We start from the raw sequence: 20,748 nt of genomic DNA, 5'->3' as shown, positions 1-20,748 counted from the left end.
CATCAATACTCCACGCTCAGCGTCGCCAGCACATTGCGGGGTGGCGCATAATAGGCTTGCTCCCACATCAAGCTGTTCAGATAGCGCTTGTTGGTGACGTTGCGGACATTGACCCTGGCACGGACATGATCGACCACGCGGATGCCCGCCATCAGATCGAGCACGGCATAGCCCTTCTGCCGATAGGTGCCGACATCGACCGCCGCACGGATTGCGTTCTGCCAGCGCAGTTGAGCTCCCAGCTTCAGATCGTTCAATTCCGGAATCGCATAGGTGCTGGACAGTTTCAGCGTCTGGGTCGGCAGCCAGGTGCGTGTGTCATTGCCTTCCGGATCCTCGATGTCGAGCCAGGTATAGCCGCCGCTCAACGACCAGTTTTCGGTGATATGCCCGGCAATCTCCAATTCGAATCCCTTGGATGTGGTATCGACTCCGCGATAATAGCTATCACCCGCCTGTCCTGCACCATCCGCGTCGAATGTGCCGGCAAACTCGGCCAACCCTTTCTGCCTGGCACGGAAGATCGCGGCCGTCGCATAGAGCCTGCCGTTCCGCCATTCGCTCTTTACACCGGCTTCGATGCTGGTCCCCTTGGCCGGATCAAGCCTGACATTGTTCACATCGACTTCGGTCTGCGGATTATAGATGTCGGTGTAGCTCGCATAGAGCGAGATATTGGTCGTCAGGTCCGCGACAAGGCCGGCATAGGGGCTGAGCTTGCTGTCCTTGCGATAAAGATCGGCGCCATAGCTGTAGCCCGTCGATTTGAGCCATATGGCGCTGGCGCCGACCACGGCCTTCAGATTATCAGCCAGGCTCAGGTGCGCAGCGCCATAGGCGCGGGTCAGCCTGTCGGTGCTGCGGGCAGCCAGATACGTATCGGGGAAATCGGGTTCGGCGATCGACGCCCGATCCCACTGGTCAACCGGTGAATAGACGATATCCTCGAACGAAAATCCTTCATATTCCCAGCCGTCGCGCTTGGCGGTGGATAGGCCGAAAGCCAGGCTATGTTCGCGGCCGAACAGACGGACCGGGCCGGATGCGTAGAAATCACCCAGATATTGTTTATAATCGGATGGATAGATGCCCGCCATGCCATGAACGCCCAGCCCTGTGACCGGATCGGGTGTCCCATAGGCGTAGAGCAGCTTGGCGTTTTCCTCGAACCTTTTGTAGGTGAAGACGCCCTTCACCGACCAGCCATTGGTGAAGCCATAGGCGATTTCTGCAAAGGCCGTGGTATCGGTCGTATTCCAGTAGGTCCAGTCGGCCGAGGTCGAGGCCGAGCGTGGATAGGAGATGTGGGTGCCATCGCTGTAGACCAGCGGCAAGGCACCCCAAAGTACGCCGTCACTATTATTCTCCTGCCGGCTATAGCCGGCTGTCGCCTTGAGCTGGGGCGTAACCTGCCAGCTGACGATAGCGCTTATCACATCGCGATTGTTGCGATTATGGTCGAGATAGGAATCCCGCTCCTCATGGGCGTAAGTGATGCGTGCCGCGACCGTGTCGGTCAGTGGAACCGATACGTCACCCTCCCCACGCCACAAGTCCCGCGAGCCGAGCTGAAAGTCGCCCGTTGCCTGGAAATGATCGAGTGGCCGCTTGCGTACATAATTGATCGTCGCGGATGGATTGCCGATACCGGTCAGGAGCGCATTGGCGCCGCGGATCGTCTCGACATTTTCGAACAGCGCGGTGTCGAGGTCGCCATATTGGATACCCCAGATCAGTGGCAGGCCGATACCGTCGAGCTGGAAGCTGGTGATATCGAAGCCGCGTGAATTGTAATAGGTGCGATCGGTCTCGACCCGCTCGACATTGATGCCAACTGCCTGTGCCAACAGGTCGTTGACATTGGTCAACGCGAAATCGTCGATGCGTTCGCGATTGATGATGCTGATCGATTGCGGCGTTTCCCGCAAAGTGAGGGAGAGACTGGTGGCGGATGTGATAGCCTGGTTCGCGACACCGGTGACGATGATGCTGGAATCATCGCCGGCAGGAGCGCCCTCCTCTGCAGCCCATGCCTGGCCGACGGAAAGGACGGCGACGGCACCGACGATCAGCAGATGGCGCGAATGGCGATGCATGTGATTCCCCTGATAACGGACAATGTAAGCGCCGTTAGAGGAGTTAAATAATGCGAGTCAATCGCATTAGCATCATTTCGCGGATGACACGCCGATATGTCCCGTTCATTTCTCGGCGCCGTCGGTGTCGATCATGCTCGCGATCATTTGGGAATGAGCGCGGTCTATCGACCAGAGCATGCCAGGCTTCACCGGATCCCAATCGATCGCCTGTCCCGGCGATGCGAATCCGATTGTCCGGCGTAGTTCCAGCGTCGATCCGGCGCCGGGCAGCGCCAGTTCGTAAATTTCCGGCCGGTCATGGCCTGTGACGAAAAGGTGGCCGTCATTGCTCCAACTGAGGCCCGAACAGCTTTTGGGCGCGAACCGCGCCAGCACCGCGGGAGGGAAGGTCCAGGCCGCTTCCTGCCGAAACTGGTCATCCATCCGGACCAACAGCGTATAGCGATGGTCGCGCCCCGGCTCGCCGCCCTTGCCGGCATAATTGGCGAAGACCGCCCACCATTTTCCAGCGTGACGATCCATGACGGTCAGGGAGCCGGGACCAAGGCCCAGGCTGACTGTACGCAGATGGCGCAGCGTCCGCGTGTCGAAAATCTCGACCGCGCTGGTCTGCGGCACGGCGGGATAGTTGGATGCGGCGCATATCAATTCGCGGCCCGTTACTGTGCAACTGTTCATGTGGGGAAAAAGGCGGCGCTCACCCTGCCAGCTGGCGACGCGACGGCCGTCGACAATGCGATATTTGCCGATGCGATCATTGTCGATCGCATAAAGATAGGTGCCGCCCGACGCCACGCCCTGATTTGCTTCGGGCGCGGCCAGCCGGACCGTCACGGCGGCGGGCGGTGGCGACGGCGCATCCATATCGTCTTGCGCCACGGCCATGGCCGACGCGATCAGGCCAGCCCCGATGGCGAACATGGAAAACAGACGACCCGTCATATTGCTGCTCCCGTCATGAAGCGCGGAGCGATAGGTGGCAAAGGCTACAGAAAAATGGCAGTCAGAGCGCAAGGCTGGCGGAGAGCATCAGGCTGCGGGCCTGGTCCTGCGCGCGCAGTCCGAGCGGCGCATCGGATGCGGTGAAGCTGCTGCTGGCCTGCCGGTCGGGATCTGCAATACGCAGGCCGAGGGTCAACCCAGGCGTGGCCACCGGCTGGCAACTGATGGCGGCCCGAACGCGGATCGACCGGTCATGAATATCTGTCGGCAACAACAAGGCGGGCGTGCTGGTCCGTGCGGCGCGCAGGCTGGCACGCCATGGACCGGCGTGCCACTGCCCTTCGGCCGCAAGTTGCGTCTCGTGCACCATGCCGCCTTCGATCCGGTTCACGATGGCGCGGCCATAGCGCAGCGACCAATTGAAATGGGGCGTCGGCCGATGTGTCGCGGCGAGGATGAGGCCGCGCAGATCGGCCGAACCGCGATTGACTGGGAGCGCACCACCGTCGGCAAAGGTCAGGCGATCCATGAGGCGCCCGTCATAGACATCGAATGATAGGCGCAGCGCAGGCGCCACCGCCCAGTCTGCGCCAAAGGCGAGGCGACGATGGCGCTCCGGTCGCAAATGCGCCTGCATTGCGCGAAAATCCTCGCGCGTCAGCGCCAGCGGGCCGCTCATGCCGATATCGGCATAGGCCAGCAGGTTTTCATCATAGCTGGCGCGCAGCAGGACATTGCGTCCCGCCGCCAAATGCAGAGCGGCATGCGGCTGGAACCAGTCGCTGGCGCGCAGATTAGCGTTGCTGTAGGCGGCGGTCGCATTGGCATTACGGTTGCTATATTTACCGCCCGACCAGCCGAGACGCAGGATCGTGCGATCATCCATAGGCAGCACGCCTTCGACCTTAATAGTCCGGACGCGCGTGCGGGAAAGATGACCCGCCAGCGGCATGGCCGCACGCGCGCCGCTTTCGCGTTGCTGCGAAAACTGGATCGTCTTTCGCGCGACGATGAAGATGACGGCGGCTTCGTCGCGCGCTGGCGGCTCGTTCATCGATGTGAACGGTGCCTGCCGCCGGGGCGTGGCTGGAATGCGTGGCGATGTGGTCCGTAGCTGTGGCTTCAGAGTGAAGCGCGCGCTCTGGTCGATGGAATGAATTTGCGCCAATGCCGGCGAGCATAGGCTGGGCAGGAGGACAAGGCCGCTCAGCAGGCGCCTCATGGCTGATCCTCCACCGCCAGCGCCGCCAGCCGCACGTCCGGTTCCTCCGGTCGACCGGTTGGAGCGTAGGTGAGGGCGTAGCCATAATGGTCGGACAGTGGTGCTCCGTCGGCTTCCTGGCCGAAGGGGACCGATGCTTGCGTCACCACCATCGGGCGACCCTGCTCATCGCGAGCGAACAGCCAGTCTTTGGCGCGTGCTGCCGAAGCGGCGAGGGCGTCGCGATCGATCTGGTAGGGAAGGTTCAGGGCACGCCGGACGCCACCGAGAGCCGGCTTGACGAATATATAGTCTGAATGCGCCCAATGGCGGAAGAAGGCGACATTGCGGGCGGGATCGCCGCCGATATTCATGTCTCCACCCAGGACAAGGCTGTGCCCCCGGGGTACCTGCGCGCCCACGAAAGCGGCCAGCAGCGCGACTTGCCGTGTGAAAGCCCGCTGCGATCGGCTGATCGGCACCCCGGCCGCCTTGCGCGCGTTGAGATGGGTGTTGACGATGCTGACCGGCGCGGCGAAGCCCGGCACGGCGATGTGCGCGATGAGAACGCCCTTGTTGGCGAGGCAATCGAACCCGGCGCAGGCAAAGGCGGGAAAGGCCATGCGCGCCTGTCCGACGATCGGATAATCGGACAGGATCATCAGGCCGCTGCCGAAACGCTTGCCCATCGCTTCGCCCCGATCCCAACGGGCCTGCGCGAGATAGGCGCGATCCGTGGCCGTTGCTGGCGGGGAGGGCGCTAACTCTGTCCCCGGACCCGTGGCGACATGGGCATAGCCGGCGCGGCGCGCGATGCCGGCGGCTTCCGGCGTGAAAGCTTCCTGGAGCAAGACGATATGCGGCTGTCGTCCTGCGCGACGTAATGTCGCCAGCCGATCGCCGATCTTGGTCAGTGCTTCTTCCCGACCCCATGCGATGGGCCAGGGGAGTCCCTGCACATTATAGGTCATCACCGACAGTTGCCCGTCGCGTGGTGCGGGGGCGTTCAACCCGTCAAGGGCGGCATAGGCGACGGGGCGGCTGCCGGTAGATCCGGTCGCCGCCATTACCGTCAGGCTCGCGAACAAAAGTGCGCGCAAAGGCTTCAGCATGATCAAGACCCCCGCCGATGCGCCTAGCGGAACAATGGGTCATGACCGCGAAAGTAAAGCGGCAGTGATATGAAAGTTCAGGGTCGGCCTGCTTCATGAAAAAGACGCCACCCTGTCATGAAAGTCAGGCTGTCGATCAGCCCAGGGTTGCTTTCCAGCCACTTATGAACGCTCGGGCTGCTTCGCCGACCTGCAGCGCCGTGGCGCCGGGCTTGTAGAGGGCGGAGCCTAGGCCAAAGCCGTTCGCGCCTGCCTGCACCCATGGCCCCATATTGCCGGGATTGATGCCGCCCACGACCAATACCGGTAGTGTCTTCGGGAAGACTGCGCGCTGTGCCTTCAGCACGGTGGGCGTCGCGGCTTCGGCCGGGAAGAGCTTCAGCGCTGTGGCGCCGGCCTGGACGGCGGCAAAGCCTTCGGTCGGGGTGAAATAGCCGGGCATGGAGATCATGCCAGCCTTGGCCGTCGCGGCAATGACTGCAAGGTCGCTGTTCGGTGAGATGATGAGTTGTCCGCCGACGCCTTGCACCTGAGCGACCTGTTCCGTGGTCAGCACCGTACCTGCCCCGACCAGTGCCTGTCCCTCGAACCGGCGCGCCAGCCTGCCTATACTGTCGAGCGGATCGGGCGAGTTCATCGGCACTTCGATCAGGGTGAAGCCGGCTCCGACCAGTTCGTCGCCGACCGCCTCGACTTCGTCCGGGCGGACGCCGCGCAAGATCGCGACCAGCGGGCAGCGGTCGAAGGCGGTGGCGAAATCGAGACTCATGACAGATACTCCCAAAGACGGGTCACGCCGGCGATGAAGGCCGTATGACTGTCGATCAGCAGCGGTGTGCCGCCGAGTTCGGTGATGGCTTGGCTGTAGAGCGCGCCCAGCGCCGGATCGGCCAGCAGATGGACTTCGCCCTTGCCCGCATGGCTGGCGCAGTCGGCGCCGATCAGTAGTCCGCTTACGAAGGCGGCGGCATCCTCGCGATCGCGCAGGCTCAGCAGGCTGGCGGGCCGAACGCCAAACAGCGACGCGAGCAGGTCGCCCCGCCCGCCTTCCCGCACGCCTTGCACAAAAGCCGCGCCGGGCGTGACCTCGCCGGTCATTTCCTGCCCGATCAGGGCATGCGCCTTGAGCAGAGCGAACATCTCGCCGGTCATGGCGGTGACGAAGGCGGACAATGTGCCGTCCTTCATCCAGGCCCATTTGCAATGGGTGCCGGGCTGGCAGAGCAGAGCGTCGGCCGGGGCAAGGCCGGCAGCAAGCGCGCCCAGAAGCTGGACTTCTTCGCCGCGCATCACATCGCCGCGTCCCTCTGCTACATGGCGGACACCGGGAATGATGAGTACGCCGTCCATCGGGTGCACCACCGCGGTCGCCAGTGCCTCAAGCGTCGCAGGCGTCGACACATAGCCTGCATCCACCCACCCGCGATTGGATCCGACCATGCCGGCCAGCACGACCGGCGCGCCACCATGGCGGTCGCGCAGCTTCGCGACCTCTTCTTCGAAACCACCGGCCGGGACGGCCGTTACGCCGAGCGAATCCCGTTCGGTGTCGACGACCGTGCCATTTTTGATGAGATAGGCGCGGCGATTGGTGGTCCCCCAATCAACGGCGATGAATGTCTGCTGCCCCATATATTGTCTGACTATATCGAGGCAGCGATTTAGGCAACCGCTCAGCGCTTGATAATGAGCGACTCCGGTCGTTTGCGTGGCACCCAATGGCCATGACCGGGAAAATTCTTCAGCACCTCCCCGTCCCAGAGGCGGACGGTGCGACGGTGGAAGCGCCATTGCCCGTCCCTATCCTTCATCGCATGATCGTCATACCAGCCTGCAAAGCGCAGTAGATAGGGTGGCTCACCCTCGCATTCCGTCACGAAGGCAAAGGAGCGCATCTTGCAGCTTCCATCGTCCTGAGCCGTATATTGGGTCTGGGTTACATGATGCTGGCGGCCGGGGAAGCCCGGTGCATTGCGATAATGTTCGGCAATGCCGCGAATCCCTTCATGTCCTTCCCAGATGTCGGGATCTTCGAACACTTCCTCCACCATGCGCGCGTCAGGCGTGAAGCAGGCGACAAGCGCATCGACATCGCCGGTGTCGAGCGCCCAGCTATAGGCGGCGATCAGATCCTGCAGCGCGATCCGGTCCTCGATCGGAAGGGATGGCATGGCGTTCACTCTCCTTTTCATCTCTCTTGACGCAACAATAACAATCGTTACGATTATCTGCAACAAGACGATAGATCATGCAAGCGAAAGGACGCATGGGGAAGATCATCATTTCAGGCGCTTCAGGCGCGTTCGGGCGTGCGGCAGCGGAGTTGCTGCTGGAGCATGTGCAGGCGTCCGATGTGATTCTCCTGTCGCGTACACCCGCAAATCTGTCGGAACTGGCAGCACGCGGCGCGGATGTGCGGTTTGCGGATTTCGATGATCCTGCCAACCTGCCTGCTGCAATGGGTGGCGGAGAAAAGCTGCTCTTGATCAGCACCGCCCGCGTCGGAACCCGCGTCGGCCAGCATCGCAATGCGGTGGAAGCAGCGGTCGCGGCTGGGGTGCGGCACATCGTCTACACATCGCTGATCGCCGCCGACGCGCCGGACAACCCGGCAATCGTGAAACTGGACCATCGCGCGACCGAGGAAATCATCGAAGCATCGGGCGCGGCCTGGACCCATTTGCGCGACAGCCAATATGCCGAGGCGATTGCCGGACCGATGACGATCCCGGCGCTGATGGCGGGCGGCAAGCCTGACAATTGCGGCGAGGGCGCGGTCGCCTTCGTCAGCCGGGACGATTGCGTGGCGACGGCTGTCGGCGTGCTGACGCAGCCGGGTCATGAGAACAAGGCTTATGTGCTCACCGGGCCGGAACTTTTCACCATCCCCCAGGCGATGGCGATGGCAAGCGAGATTGCCGGCAAGCCGATCCTAGTAGAGCAGGTCGATGACGACGCGATGTTCGCCTATTTCGACGCGCTAGGTGCGCCGCGTCATGCATCCGATATTGTGCCGGATGGCCCGATTCCCTGGTCGAGCGACGACATGGTGACGTTCGGCCAAGCGATCCGAGAAGGCTATTTCGCGGAGAAGACCGACTGGATCGAACGGATCACCGGTCGCAAGCCAAGGAGCCTGCGCGAGGTGATGCTGGCCCACAAGGGAAGCTGGCCCCTGTGAAAAGAGCAGTGAGAAAAGCCTGTCTGGCGGTCGCCGGCTTGCTGGCGCTGGCAAGCTGCGCACGGGGCGGGAGCGATGCGGGGGGCGGGGATGACTGGCCCTATACCGGTGGCGATGTCTGGGGCAGCCATCATTCGCGGCTGACCGATATCGACAAGGGCAATGTTGGGCGGCTGGGGCTGGCCTGGTCCTATGACCTCGGCACCAACCGGGTGCAGGAAGCGACGCCGGTGGTGATCGACGGCATCATGTACACCAGCGGCAATCTGGGCCGGGTCTACGCGCTCGATGCGGCGAACGGCAAGCCGCTCTGGACCTTCGAGCCGGAGGTCGACATGCAGGCCAACCGCGCCGCCTGCTGCGACCAGGCCAATCGCGGGGTCGCGGTCGCCAATGGCAAGGTGATGGTCGGCGCGCTGGACGGGATGCTCTATGCGCTCGACGCGAAGAATGGGAAACTTCTCTGGAAGGTCGACACAATTGTCGACCATAGTCGCGGCTATACCAGCACTGGCGCGCCCGAGGTGGCTGGCGACCTTGTCCTGATCGGCAATGCCGGGGCGGAATATGACACCCGCGGTTATGTGACCGCCTATCGCATCGCCGATGGCGGGCAGGCCTGGCGCTTCTACACCGTGCCGCATGACCCGGCGCAGGGACCGCAGGAGGACAGGGCGCTCGACGCCGCGCTCAAGACCTGGGACGCGAAAAGTCGCTGGGATATCGGCGGCGGCGGCACCGTCTGGGACGCGATCAACTATGATCCCAAGTTCGGCACCGTCTATATTGGCGTCGGTAATGGCGGTCCCTATTCGATCGCGACACGATCGCCCAAGGGCGGGACCAATCTCTATCTCTCCTCGATCGTCGCGCTCGATGCGAAGAGCGGGGCGGTGAAGTGGCATTATCAGGAAACGCCCGGCGACAGCTGGGATTTCACCGCCACCCAGCCGATGGTGCTGACCGAGATGGAGGTGGATGGGCAAGTCCGGCCGGTGATCCTCCATTCGCCCAAGAACGGCTATCTGTTTGTGCTCGATCGGGAAACCGGCAAACCGCTGCGCGTCAATGCGCTGGTGCGGACCAACTGGACCAAGGGGTTCGACAAGGACGGCACGCCGCAGATGACGCCCGAGCGGGTCAACTACTGGAATGGCCCGCGCATCATCTTCCCAGCGTCGGCGGGCGCGCGCAACTGGTATCCCGCCGCCTATGACGCCGAGCGGAAGAGCTATTATGCGTCGGTACTGGACATGGGGAACCTGATGTTCACCGTGCCGCCCGGCACCCCGGCGCAGGCGCGGCGGCCCAAGGCATTGAACGTCCAGACCACCCTGATCTTCACGCCGCAACTGGAAAGCGTGCTGCCGACCTTGCCGCCCGCGATCCGGGATCAGGTGGAGAAGCTGCCCGAAATGCGATGGGTGAAGGAGAAACCCTATAGCAGCGAATTGCGCGCGATCGATCCACTGACCGGCAAGGCGCGCTGGTCGGTGCCGACCGAGGGGTGGCAGGACCGTATGGGCATGTTGTCCACCGCGTCGGGCCTGATCTTCCACGGCACGATCGGCGGCAAACTGATCATTCGCGACGCCGATAGCGGCAAGCTGGTCAAGGAGATCGACACCGGCAGCTCGATCATGGCGGCGCCCATGACCTATAGGGTGAAAGGCGTGCAATATGTCGCGGTGGCGACTGGCTTTGGCGGGGGCGGATGGGGGTTTGTGCCGCGCTATTCGGCGGCCTATCGCTATGGCAACGCCAACCGGATCCTGGTGTTCAAGCTGGACGGCGGGGTGGTGGAGAGGCCGCAGCCCTTGCCGCCGGTAGAGGTCGCAGCAGCGTCACCAGCACAGAAGCCGGGCGTGACGCCGGCGACGATCGCGCAGGGGCAGACGCTCTTCTTCCAGAATTGCGCCATTTGCCACAGCAACCAGCTGCGCTCCACCGCACCCGACCTGCGGCGGATGCAGCCGGCGACGCACGAGATGTTCGGGCAGATCGTGCGCGACGGGCTGCTGCTGTCGGGCGGGATGCCGCGATGGGACGACCTGCTGAGCCAGCAGGATGTCGACGCGCTGCACGCCTGGCTGATCGACGAGCAGGGCAAGGTGCGGGCGCGCGAGTTGAAGATGCAGGCGGCGGGCCAGCCGCTCGACGCGCCCAGCTCGGCTATCATGTCCAACTTCTAGGAACGACCATGGAAGAGACTGACATCATCGTCGTGGGCGGCGGATCGGCCGGCTGCGCCATGACCGGGCGGCTGGCAGAGGCGGGGCTGGCGGTAACGCTGGTCGAGGCAGGGAAGAGCGACCGGCACATGCGGTCGCTGGTGCCGGCGCTGACCAGCGCGATCGTGCAGAACCCGGATTATGACTGGTGCTACCAGGTCGAACCGGACCCCTCACTGGGCGGCCGGGCCGATATCTGGCCGGGCGGGCGGATGCTGGGCGGCGGCAGCGCGCTCAACGGCATGATGTTCATTCGCGGGCATCGTTGGGATTATGACGAATGGGCGCGGTTGGGCGCGGCGGGATGGGACTATGAAGCTGTCCTGCCCTATTTCCGGCGGATGGAGGATAATGAGCGCGGCGCCGATGCCTGGCGCGGCGTGGGTGGGCCGATCGCCGTGTCGGAAGGGCGGGCGCGCTATCCGATCACCGACCAGTGGATCGCGGCAGCGCAGGCGGCAGGGATCCCCCGATCGCCGGACCTGAACGGGAAGAGCGCCGAGGGCGTCGACTATGTGCAGGTGTCCCAGCGCAATGGCACGCGCTGTTCGGCGGCGCGCGGCTATCTCCATGAGCGCAGGGGCGGGACAGCACCCAATATCCTGCTGGAGGCGCGGCTCGTCCGGCTGCTGATCGAGGACCGGCGCGCGGTGGGCATCGTCTATCGGCAGGACGGGATCGAGAAGACAGCGCGGGCGCGCCATGGCGTGGTGCTGAGCGCTGGGGCCATGAACACGCCGCGCCTGCTGATGCTATCGGGCATCGGCCCGGCGGAGCATCTGCGCGCGCATGGCATAGAGGTGGTGCACGACGTGCCGGGCATCGGCGGGAACCTTCAGGACCATGTCGGCACCCATGTCGTCAATGAGGTCGATGTGCCGACGCTCAACAGTGATGCGCAGGGGCTGCGGGGGGCGTGGCAGCTGCTGCGCTATGCGCTGGCACGACGGGGCGCGCTGACGACGGCGATCGGGCATGCCCAGGCCTTCGTGAAGAGCCGGCCGGAGCTGCCCGCGCCGAACCTCCAGATCAGTTTCGCGGCCTTCGCCTTCGACTTTGACGAGCGGGGGCGGTTGATGCTGCGCAAGACGCCGTCAGTGTCGACGCTGGTCGGGCTGATGCGGCCGAGCCATCGCGGGCGGATCAGCCTGCGCTCCGCCGACCCGTTCGACCCGCCCAGGATCGAGCATCGGCAGCTCGGCAGCGAGGAGGATATCGACCAGATCGTCGAGGGGATCGGCATTGCCCGGTCGATCCTGGCCGAGGCGCCGATTGCGGCGCATATCCGCAGCGAACTGCGACCCGGCAAGGCGCTGGACGATCCGGCACAGTTGCGCGACTATGTGCGGATGGCGTCGATCCCGCTCTATCATCCCGTCGGAACCGCGCGGATGGGGCAGGTTGGCGATCCTCAGGCGGTGGTCGATCCCGATCTGGCGGTGATCGGTATCGAGGGGCTTTGGGTCGCCGATGCGTCGGTCATGCCCAGCCTGCCGGCCGGAAACACCAATGCGACCGCGATCATGATCGGTGACAAGGGGGCGGACCATGTGCTGCGCGCGCTGCAAGGCGGACAGCGAAATAGACAATCTCAAACGCTATGCGAAACGCTTGCATAAATCATAACGATCGTTATTATTAACTTCGAGAGGATAAGGAGCAGGTGGCGTGCGACGCTTTCCCGAAACGATCCATTTTACTGGCCTCAACACGCCCGTCGGCATCGAATGGTCGGCGCGCAATCTGGAGGTCATTGGCGAAATTCCGGCGGAGATAGACGGCGCCTTCTTCCGCGCCGTGCCCGATCCGGCGCATCCGCCGATGTTCCCTGACGATATCGTGCTGTCCGGCGATGGCATGGTCGCGAAGTTCGCGATCCATGACGGCAAGGTCGACTATGCGATCCGCTATGTCGAGACCGAACGATACAGCCTGGAGAAGGAGGCGCGGCGGGCGCTGTTCGGCCAGTATCGCAATCCCTTCACCGACGATCCGAGCGTTGTCGGGCGTGACCGCACCGTCGCCAACACCACGCCGGTCTGGCATGGCGGGCGGCTGTTCATGACCAAGGAGGATGGCCTGGGCTATGAGGTCGATCCCGACACGCTGGAGACGATCGGCCGCTGGGACTATCATGGCGCCTTCACGTCGCAGACCTTCACCGCCCATCCGCGCGTCGATCCGCAGACGGGGGAAATGTTCTTCTACGGCTATGAGGCGGAAGGGCTGTGTTCGACCAAGATCGCCTATGGCATCGCCGATCGCGACGGCAATCTGGTAAGCGAGCTATGGTTCGACCAGCCCTATTGCTCGACCGTCCATGACTTCGCGATCACCGAGCATTACGCCATTTTCCCGATCTTTCCGACGACGGCCGACCTCGACCGGCTGAAGGCGGGCGGGGCGCATTGGGCGCACCAGCAGGATCTGGAAAGTTGGGTCGGCATCATGCCGCGCTATGGCAAGGTGGAGGAGATGCGCTGGTTCAGGGGGCGGCCGGGTATTTCGGCCTTCCATCTGGTCAACGCCTTCGAGGAGGGCAGACTGGTCCACCTCGACCTCTGCCTGTCCGACACCAATGCCTTTGGTTTCATGCGCGAGGCGGGCGGTGTGCAGCGCGACCAGCGCGACATTCAGGGCGGCCTGACGCGCTGGACCTTCGACATGGGCAAGCCCGGCGAGGGCTATGAGGAGCGGGTCGTCGGGCCGCCGGGCGACATGCCGCGACTGCGCGATGCGGATCAGGGGCGACCCTATCGGGCGGCCTGGTATCTGTCGATGAACCCGCAGGGCGGGCCGCCCCTGCCGGGTGGCCCGGTCGGTTTCGCGTTCAACGCACTGCTGCGGATCGAGCCGGGCAATGGCCGGATCGACATGATGGGGCTGGAGCCGGGCATGGCGATCAGCGAGCCGGTGCATGTGCCGTCCGCGCGGGGCGATCATGAAGGCTGGCTGCTGATGGTGGTGGACCGGCAGACCGGAGAGGCCGCGTTCCAGTCGGAGCTGTGGGTGGTCGATGCCGGCGCGATCGCCGCCGGGCCGATTGCTCGGGCGCCGATGCCCCTGCCGATGCGCGCGCAGGTCCATGGCGCATGGGTGTCGGCGGCGCAATTGGCGGGCGCCAAAGCGCGGCAGGCGGCTTGACAAAATACTAACGATCGTTATTGATATTCGGAGAGAGGCGGTTCGATCCGTCTTCTCCAACAAGGACTGCAAAGCAGGATCGGCCGGCGGTACGGGCGAGAGGATGACAGGACAAGGCAGGCGCAGCAGCGCCGCCGCGACCGGACCAGACTAGCGGGTCCGGTGTCGCCCTCCCCATGCCAGCGGCCGGACGGAAAGGGAGGAGAAGATCATGTCCAACGGGAAGTGCGCATTTCGAGGTCATGTGGCGATGCTGGCGCTGGCCAGTGCGATGGTGGGCGCGATGATGGCGCCGCCTGCACTGGCGCAGGAGGCGGCAGCGCCCGGAGAGCAGGCGGCCGAACAGGCGAACAGCGCCGATATCATCGTCACCGCCCAGTTCCGCGCCCAGAATTTGCAGGATACGCCGATCGCGATCACAGCGGTAACGGCCGATACGCTGGCGGCACGCAGCCAGACCAGCGTCACCGACCTGGGCCAATTCGCGCCCAACGTGGCGCTGGCGCCCGCGACCAGCATTCAGGGCAACGCCGTGGCGGCCTTCATTCGCGGCGTGGGGCAGCTCGACGCCAGCTTCGCGCTGGAGCCGGGCGTGGGCATCTATATCGACGATATCTATTATGGCACGACCTTCGGCGCGGTGATGGACCTGACCGATCTGGAACGGGTCGAGGTGCTGCGCGGGCCGCAGGGGACGCTGGCGGGCAAGAACAGCGTCGGCGGCGCGGTGAAGCTATTCAGCAAGAAGCCGGATTCGACGGCGGGCGGCTTCATCGAGGCGACCTATGGCCGGTTCGACCGGCTGGAATTGCGCGGCAGCGCCAATATCCCGCTGACCGACGACCTGTTCCTGCGCGTGTCGGGCGTTTCGAAGAATGTCGACGGCTATATGAAGCTGCTCGACTATGGTTGCGTGAACCCCGCGTCGGGCATCCCGGCGAGCAGCGGCAACAAAAATTGCCAGACCGGCACCGAAGGCGGCATCGACGTGATGGGGCTGCGCGCCGCGCTGCGCTACGCGCCCGCCGGTTCGCCGATCGAGATCAATATCGTTGGCGACGTGTCGAAGGACAAGAGCGAGGTGGTCGCCACCAAATTGCTCTACGCCGACAATCCTGCCGTTCGCAGCTATGTCGCGGGCGATGCGACGGCCGGCATCCCGTTCGACAGCCGTTTCCTGACCGGGGCGAAGAGCTACACCTCCTATGCCACCTATGCGACGGGTGGCAATTATACGACCGTGTTCGGCATCCCCACGCAGATCGCGCCGGGCGGTTTCAGCGCCAGCCCGACCAGTACGGTCAAGGCCTGGGGCATATCGGGCACGATCGACTATGATCTGTCGGACATGCTCAAGCTCAAGTCGATCACCGGTTATCGGCAGGCCGACGGCACCAGCGCGATCGATGTCGACGGGTCGCCGCTCGCCATATTGTTGCAGCAGTTCACCTATGGCCATGAGCAGTTCACGCAGGAATTGCGCCTGAGCGCCAATTTCAACGACGCGGTCGACCTGACCGTCGGCGGCTTCTACTACAAGGCGACCGACACGATCGAGGGGCGCAGCCAGATTCCGACCCTGCTGTTCGACTTCCTGTCGGACGACGTCATCAAGAACCGCAGCATTTCGGCCTTTGCCCATGCGGAGTTCCATGTGACCGAGGCTTTCAACATCATTGGCGGCCTGCGCTACACCGACGATAGGAAGACCTATCGTTATTCGCGCCGCAATGTGGACGGCAGCCTGCCGAGCGGCGCCTTCTTCACGCCCAATTTTCTGCTCGTCGGGCTGGACGGGTTGGTCGGTACCTTCACCGGCGATCGGCTGGATTACCGGCTGGGCGTCAATTATCGCTGGTCCGATGCGTTGATGACCTATGCGCAGGTGTCAACCGGCTTCAAGGGCGGGGGCATCAATCCGCGTCCGTCCGCGCCGGATCAGGTGCTGACCTTCGGCCCGGAAAAGCTGACCACCTATGAGGCGGGATTTAAGGCCGACCTGTTCGATCGGATGCTGCGACTGAATGGCGCGGTGTTCCTGAACAAATATAAGGATATGCAGCTAGTTCGCTACCAGTGCCCGGAAAGCGTGGTGCTGTCCTGTTCGGTGCCGTCCAATGCGGGCGATGCGGAGGTGCTGGGCTGGGAAGCGGAGGCGCAGTTCCATCCGGTCGACGGCCTTTCGATCGATGCGTCGGTCGGCTATCTCGATTTCGATTACAAGAAGATCACCAATCCGGCGACGCTCGTCACCAAGGACATGATCGCGCCGTTCATCAGCAAATGGCAATTGTCGGCGGGCATTCAATATGAGGCGGATCTGGGCGGCAATGGGACGCTGACGCCGCGGGTCGATTGGTCGTGGCGGTCCGACTTCTATTATAACTCGGTCAACAACCCTTATAATCTGATCGACGCGCCTAGCCTGGTGAACGCCCGGCTGACCTATCAGGCGCCGGACAAGGATTGGTCGCTGAGCGCCGGCGTGACCAATGTCTTCGACAAATTCTACTATAATGGCGTGGCTGAAAATGTCGGCACGTTCGGCGTCGTCACCGGCACCGTCGGGCGGCCGCGCGAATGGACGGTCACGGCGAAGAAGAGCTTCTGAGAGGAGATGGACAGCATGGTACCCGCAGGCATTCGTATCGCCCATCCCGACAGGCTGTTCATTGGTGGCGTCTGGGTCGATCCGACCGGCGATAGGGCGATCGAGATCGTCTCGCCCAATAGTGAGGAGGTCATCGCTCGTGTCGCCGAAGCGAGCGAGGCGGACATGGACCGGGCCGTCGCCGCCGCGCGCAAGGCGTTCGACGAGGGGCCGTGGCCGACCATGGACCCGGCCGAGCGCGGGGCGATTGTTCGGCGCCTGGGGGCGGAGCTGGAAAAGCGCGCGCCCGAACTGGCGGCGGCCTGGACCGCGCAGGTCGGCGGGCTGGCGAGCTTCGCTCCGATCATGACGGGCGGGGCGACCGCAACCTTGATGGCGATCGCCGGCTATGCGGACAGCTACCGCTTCGTGGAGCGGCGGCCTTCGCACATGGTGAACACCGCGATCGTGGTACAGGAACCGGCGGGCGTGGTCGTGGCGATCGCGCCGTGGAACGCGCCCTATGGCATCATGTCGGCCAAGGTCGCCTATGCGCTGGTCGCGGGCTGCGCCGTCATCATGAAGCCGTCGCCCGAGACGCCGCTGGAAGCCTATATTATCGCCGAAGCGGCGGAGGCGGCGGGCGTGCCAGCGGGTGTTCTCAACCTGGTCGCGGCCGGGCGCGAGGCGTCGGACCATCTGGTCCGCAATCCGGGCGTCGACAAGGTGAGCTTCACCGGATCGACGCTGGCGGGCAAGCGGATCGGCGAGGTTTGCGCCGGGCGGGTGGCGCGCTGCACGCTGGAACTGGGCGGCAAGTCGGCGGCGATCGTCCGTGACGACTTCCCGATCGAGGCGGCGGCCGCGATCCTGGGCAACACCATCACGATCATGAGCGGGCAGGTCTGCGCGATGCTGAGCCGCGCGATCGTGCCCAGGCATCGGCATGACGAACTGGCCGATGCCATCGCGAAAGTGATGCAGGGCATCCGCATCGGGCATAGCGACGCGCCCGACACGCAACTGGGGCCGGTGGCGATGAAGCGGCAGATGGAGCGGGTCGAGGAGTATATTGCGCTTGGCCAGGACAGCGCCGATCTGGTCACGGGCGGCAATCGTCCAGCACATATGAACAAGGGCTATTTCATTGAGCCGACCCTGTTCGCCAATGTCGATAATCGGAGCCGTATCGCGCAGGAGGAGATTTTCGGCCCGGTGTTGTGCCTGATCCCGGCGGAGGATGAGGAGGATGCGATCCGCATCGCCAATGACAGCGCCTTTGGCCTCAATGGATCGGTGCTGACCAACGATGCCGACGCCGCATACCGCATCGGTCGACGAATCCGCGCAGGCGGCTTTGGCCAGAATGGCATGAAGCTGGAGTTCGGTCTGCCCTTCGGCGGGTTCAAGCAGTCGGGCATTGGCCGTGAAGGCGGGGTGGAGGGGCTGCACCCCTATCTGGAAACCAAGACGATCCTGCTCGACGGCGTGCCCGCGGGTTTTTGAGCATGATTGCTCTGGATGCGCGGGCGCGCGGGACGGGGACGGCCTTTACCGCCGCCCGGATCGTCTTCGGCGGCTGGTTCCTCTTTTCGGGGGTAGAATATTTCACCCCCTTCGATCTCCAGCCGCTCGGCAATACGCCACTGGCGCGGGAATTCACGCTGGCGCTGATCCATTCGGGCCTGTTCGCCTGGATCAAGGTCATGGAGGTGATCGTCGCGCTGCTGGTGCTGGCGAACCGGGCGGTGTTGCCGGCCGCGCTCGCCTGCGTGCCGCTCAACATCGTGATCGGCTACTGGAATTTCGTGCTCGATCCGGGTGTGGTCGAATATGCGTTCGGGGTCGTGACGCTGCTGCTCAATGCCATCCTGCTGTGGCCGTGGCGACGGGAGATAACGGGGCTTTTGCGGTGGTAGACGCCGCCTCCGCTGCCATCTGATCGAGGGCTAAGGCCGCTTCGAACCATCCCGGCATCGACCTGATCACCATGGCAGGCTATTGGGGCGAAAGCAAAAAGGGGGAAGCGTGTCCCATGGGCTTTTATCTGGGTATCGATGCTGGCGGCAGCAATTGCCGGGCGCGACTGATCGCGGCGGACGGGACAATGGTTGGCGCCGGGTCCGGCGGCACCGCCAACGCACGGATCGGGCTGGAACCGCTTTACGCGACGCTGCGATCGGTGACGGAGCAGGCGATCGCCGAAGCGGGCCTGTCGGAAGCGCAGGCGGCGACGATACAGGCAGGCATGGGCATAGCCGGCATCTCGCGGCCGGGCGTCCGCGATGCCCTGCGCGACTTCGCCTTTCCTTTCGCGTCCGTCGCCTATGAAACCGATGCGTTCATCGCCAATCTGGGGGCGCATGGCGGTGCGGACGGCGCGATCCTGATCCTGGGCACCGGCAGTATTGCACAGGTGCGCGCGGAAGGGCGGGATTTTACCATCGGCGGCTATGGCTTCCCCATTTCCGACGAAGGAAGCGGCGCGGCGCTGGGCCTGAGCGCCATGCGCCATGCCCTGCGTGCGCTCGACGGGCGGACGCAGGCGACGCCGCTGAGCCGTGCGGTGACGGAGCGATTCGGCCATGACACGGCGCAGGCCATCGCCTGGATGGATAAGGCGACGCCCAAGGATTATGGCAGCTTCGCCCCGCTGGTAATGGACTATGCCGAGGCGGATGACGCCATTGCGCGATCGATCGTCGAGGATGCCGTCCAGCATATCGAGCGTTTCATCGAGACGATCTTCGAGCGCGGCGCAAGCCGGTGCACCCTGGTCGGCGGCCTCGCTCCCCGGATGCAGCCCTGGCTGCGCGCGCGCACCGTCGCCCGTCTGAGCCCGATGCTGGGCGATCCGCTGGACGGCGCGCTTTATCTGGCGGGCTACCGCAGTCAGATCGGCCAGGCTTCCCGTCGATAGGCGGAATCCCAGAACATCCATTCATAGCGGGTCGCCATGCGAAAGGCCTGCGCCATGGCGGTGCGCAAGGGGGCGGGCGCGGATCGCGCCGCTTGGTCGACCAGCGCGCGAACGCGCGCGGTCGCCTCGCCAAAACCCGGATCGGCATAGGTATCGATCCACGGCGCATAGGGATTGGGGCTGACGGCACGCGGCTTGATCGCGCAGCCGACCTCCCAATAGACCCAGAAGCAGGGGAGGATGCCCGCAATCAGTTCCTCATAGCTGCGTGTCGAGGCCAGCGTCATGAGATAGCCGGTATAATTCTGGCATGCGGGGCTGGGAAGGCTGACCTTTGCCATGTTGGGGGTGACGCCGAACTGGGCGAAGAAGGCCTGGTGCAACGCCTCCTCGACCTGAACCGCGACCTTGGCCCCATCGGAAAATTCAAGCCGCCCGGCCGCCGTTGGCGCGCGCGCGGCGGCGATCGCCAGCACGCGCGCATATTCGGCGAGATAGAGGCTGTCCTGCACGATATAATGGCGGAAACTTTCAGGCGGTAATGTCCCCTGCGCCAGCTCCTGCAGGAAGGGCTGGGCCAGGATCGCCTGCCGCAGCGGCATGATTTCGGCCCAGATATCGTCGCAAAATTCCACGGCTTTCGTTCCTTAAAGGCATGGGCTGGCGCCGATCGGGCAGCCGCCGTTGATGGTGAAGCCGTCATAGGCGGTGACAGACCTCAATCCCAGCCGCCATTGCCACTCGGTCGGACGCCCGCCCGGCTGCGGATGCGATTGTGCCGGTGAACCGCCATGCCACACGCCATTTGCGCCGGTCGATCAGTCTCGGCTAACCAGTGCTTGACGGAAGGAGAGTTCGCATGCGTTTCTTCATTCTCCCTGGCTTGATGATCCTGGCGGCCTGCGGTTCCGGCACGCCGAACCGATCGACCGACGCCGCGCCCGCATCCAATTCCGTGGCCGGCACCGGCGAAGCGGCAAAGCCGGTGCCCGAAGCCGTCGACACGGCATCGGTGGAGCCGATCGACGTGACCATGCCGGACTTTGCGCCCCGCTATCCGGGATCGACCGTTGCGGTGGTAGTCCCCGCCGCCGGAGGCGGCAGCCATGAGGTGCGGCTGACGACGCAGGATGATGCGGATGCCGTCATGCTCTTCTATCGGGACAGGTTCGCGGCTGCGGGCCTGCGCAAGACGTCGGACTTCGTATCGGGCGGCACGGGCATGATGTCGGCCATAGGAAAGGGGCGGAAGGCCGCGATCGCCATCGCCAGGGAACGGGACCATAATGTGATCATCATAACCTATTCCGGCGCATGAGCCTTGGCGG

17 protein-coding genes are annotated in these 20,748 nt (G+C 64.0%); 9 read left to right on the top strand and 8 right to left on the bottom strand.

What is annotated here, in order from left to right:
• Nucleotides 1-2 precede the first annotated feature (2 nt).
• The 7 genes from DM806_RS18810 to DM806_RS18780 all read right to left on the bottom strand — a co-directional run bounded on the left by DM806_RS18810 (nt 3) and on the right by DM806_RS18780 (nt 7,525).
• The gene (locus DM806_RS18810) at nt 3-2,096 is read right to left on the bottom strand and encodes a TonB-dependent siderophore receptor (RefSeq protein ID WP_179044689.1); all 2,094 of its coding nucleotides are present in this window, start codon (nt 2,094-2,096) and stop codon (nt 3-5) included.
• Between the two features lie 105 nt (nt 2,097-2,201).
• Nucleotides 2,202-3,041 (bottom strand): hypothetical protein, encoded by an 840-nt coding sequence (locus DM806_RS18805; protein ID WP_372859631.1) that lies wholly within the window; start codon nt 3,039-3,041, stop codon nt 2,202-2,204.
• 61 nt (nt 3,042-3,102) lie between these two features.
• A complete protein-coding gene (locus tag DM806_RS18800; protein ID WP_179044688.1) occupies nt 3,103-4,263 on the bottom strand; it encodes a hypothetical protein in 1,161 nt (386 codons plus the stop codon).
• Nucleotides 4,260-5,354, bottom strand: a complete 1,095-nt coding sequence (locus DM806_RS18795; protein WP_179044687.1) for an endonuclease/exonuclease/phosphatase family protein — start codon at nt 5,352-5,354, stop codon at nt 4,260-4,262. The genes DM806_RS18800 and DM806_RS18795 overlap by 4 nt, the downstream gene beginning before the upstream one ends.
• A 136-nt stretch (nt 5,355-5,490) precedes the next feature.
• On the bottom strand, nt 5,491-6,123 hold the full coding sequence (locus DM806_RS18790; protein ID WP_179044686.1) for a 2-dehydro-3-deoxy-6-phosphogalactonate aldolase: 633 nt from the start codon (nt 6,121-6,123) through the stop codon (nt 5,491-5,493).
• Nucleotides 6,120-6,986 (bottom strand): 2-dehydro-3-deoxygalactonokinase, encoded by an 867-nt coding sequence (locus tag DM806_RS18785; protein WP_179044685.1) that lies wholly within the window; start codon nt 6,984-6,986, stop codon nt 6,120-6,122. The genes DM806_RS18790 and DM806_RS18785 overlap by 4 nt, the downstream gene beginning before the upstream one ends.
• A 41-nt stretch (nt 6,987-7,027) precedes the next feature.
• Nucleotides 7,028-7,525 carry a nuclear transport factor 2 family protein gene (locus DM806_RS18780; protein ID WP_179044684.1) on the bottom strand — a complete coding sequence of 166 codons (498 nt, stop codon included), beginning with the start codon at nt 7,523-7,525 and terminating at the stop codon, nt 7,028-7,030.
• Between the two features lie 95 nt (nt 7,526-7,620).
• Here DM806_RS18780 and DM806_RS18775 point away from each other — a divergent pair, with 95 nt between their 5' ends.
• The 8 genes from DM806_RS18775 (at nt 7,621) to DM806_RS18740 (ending at nt 19,420) form a co-directional block, all read left to right on the top strand.
• On the top strand, nt 7,621-8,535 hold the full coding sequence (locus tag DM806_RS18775) for an NAD(P)H-binding protein (RefSeq protein WP_179044683.1): 915 nt from the start codon (nt 7,621-7,623) through the stop codon (nt 8,533-8,535).
• Nucleotides 8,536-8,543: 8 nt separating this feature from the next.
• Nucleotides 8,544-10,727 (top strand): PQQ-dependent dehydrogenase, methanol/ethanol family, encoded by a 2,184-nt coding sequence (locus DM806_RS18770; RefSeq protein WP_179044682.1) that lies wholly within the window; start codon nt 8,544-8,546, stop codon nt 10,725-10,727.
• 8 nt (nt 10,728-10,735) lie between these two features.
• Entirely contained in the window at nt 10,736-12,385 is a 1,650-nt protein-coding gene (locus DM806_RS18765; protein ID WP_179044681.1) for a GMC family oxidoreductase, read from the top strand.
• A 49-nt stretch (nt 12,386-12,434) separates the two neighbouring features.
• Nucleotides 12,435-13,910 carry a carotenoid oxygenase family protein gene (locus tag DM806_RS18760; protein ID WP_179044680.1) on the top strand — a complete coding sequence of 492 codons (1,476 nt, stop codon included), beginning with the start codon at nt 12,435-12,437 and terminating at the stop codon, nt 13,908-13,910.
• 211 nt (nt 13,911-14,121) lie between these two features.
• The gene (locus tag DM806_RS18755; protein ID WP_256869393.1) at nt 14,122-16,521 is read left to right on the top strand and encodes a TonB-dependent receptor; all 2,400 of its coding nucleotides are present in this window, start codon (nt 14,122-14,124) and stop codon (nt 16,519-16,521) included.
• Between the two features lie 15 nt (nt 16,522-16,536).
• Entirely contained in the window at nt 16,537-18,006 is a 1,470-nt protein-coding gene (locus DM806_RS18750) for an aldehyde dehydrogenase (RefSeq protein WP_179044679.1), read from the top strand.
• A 2-nt stretch (nt 18,007-18,008) separates the two neighbouring features.
• Nucleotides 18,009-18,419 carry a hypothetical protein gene (locus DM806_RS18745; protein WP_179044678.1) on the top strand — a complete coding sequence of 137 codons (411 nt, stop codon included), beginning with the start codon at nt 18,009-18,011 and terminating at the stop codon, nt 18,417-18,419.
• Between the two features lie 116 nt (nt 18,420-18,535).
• Nucleotides 18,536-19,420, top strand: coding sequence for a BadF/BadG/BcrA/BcrD ATPase family protein (locus tag DM806_RS18740; RefSeq protein ID WP_179044677.1), 885 nt, complete (start codon nt 18,536-18,538; stop codon nt 19,418-19,420).
• Here the strand turns inward: DM806_RS18740 and tenA are convergent.
• Complete coding sequence (gene tenA / locus DM806_RS18735) at nt 19,393-20,055, bottom strand: thiaminase II (protein WP_372859629.1); 663 nt, start codon at nt 20,053-20,055, stop codon at nt 19,393-19,395. The genes DM806_RS18740 and tenA overlap by 28 nt on opposite strands.
• A gap of 224 nt (nt 20,056-20,279) precedes the next feature.
• Between tenA and DM806_RS18730 the strand changes: the two genes are divergently transcribed.
• Nucleotides 20,280-20,738, top strand: coding sequence for a hypothetical protein (locus tag DM806_RS18730; protein WP_179044676.1), 459 nt, complete (start codon nt 20,280-20,282; stop codon nt 20,736-20,738).
• The last annotated feature ends 10 nt before the right edge of the window (nt 20,739-20,748 follow it).

The organism is Sphingobium lactosutens, from assembly GCF_013393185.1.
In the GTDB taxonomy this organism is placed as follows: Bacteria; Pseudomonadota; Alphaproteobacteria; order Sphingomonadales; family Sphingomonadaceae; genus Sphingobium; species Sphingobium lactosutens_A.
Note: the sequence above shows the minus strand (reverse complement) of the source record. Positions and strands in the feature narration are given on the sequence as shown.

Coding starts and splice junctions, on each gene's coding strand:
- DM806_RS18810 (WP_179044689.1), bottom strand. CDS start 2,096: ATGCATCGCCATTCGCGCCATCTGCTGATCGTCGGTGCCGTCGCCGTC.
- DM806_RS18805 (WP_372859631.1), bottom strand. CDS start 3,041: ATGACGGGTCGTCTGTTTTCCATGTTCGCCATCGGGGCTGGCCTGATC.
- DM806_RS18800 (WP_179044688.1), bottom strand. CDS start 4,263: ATGAGGCGCCTGCTGAGCGGCCTTGTCCTCCTGCCCAGCCTATGCTCG.
- DM806_RS18795 (WP_179044687.1), bottom strand. CDS start 5,354: ATGCTGAAGCCTTTGCGCGCACTTTTGTTCGCGAGCCTGACGGTAATG.
- DM806_RS18790 (WP_179044686.1), bottom strand. CDS start 6,123: ATGAGTCTCGATTTCGCCACCGCCTTCGACCGCTGCCCGCTGGTCGCG.
- DM806_RS18785 (WP_179044685.1), bottom strand. CDS start 6,986: ATGGGGCAGCAGACATTCATCGCCGTTGATTGGGGGACCACCAATCGC.
- DM806_RS18780 (WP_179044684.1), bottom strand. CDS start 7,525: ATGCCATCCCTTCCGATCGAGGACCGGATCGCGCTGCAGGATCTGATC.
- DM806_RS18775 (WP_179044683.1), top strand. CDS start 7,621: ATGGGGAAGATCATCATTTCAGGCGCTTCAGGCGCGTTCGGGCGTGCG.
- DM806_RS18765 (WP_179044681.1), top strand. CDS start 10,736: ATGGAAGAGACTGACATCATCGTCGTGGGCGGCGGATCGGCCGGCTGC.
- DM806_RS18755 (WP_256869393.1), top strand. CDS start 14,122: ATGTCCAACGGGAAGTGCGCATTTCGAGGTCATGTGGCGATGCTGGCG.
- DM806_RS18750 (WP_179044679.1), top strand. CDS start 16,537: ATGGTACCCGCAGGCATTCGTATCGCCCATCCCGACAGGCTGTTCATT.
- DM806_RS18745 (WP_179044678.1), top strand. CDS start 18,009: ATGATTGCTCTGGATGCGCGGGCGCGCGGGACGGGGACGGCCTTTACC.
- DM806_RS18740 (WP_179044677.1), top strand. CDS start 18,536: ATGGGCTTTTATCTGGGTATCGATGCTGGCGGCAGCAATTGCCGGGCG.
- DM806_RS18730 (WP_179044676.1), top strand. CDS start 20,280: ATGCGTTTCTTCATTCTCCCTGGCTTGATGATCCTGGCGGCCTGCGGT.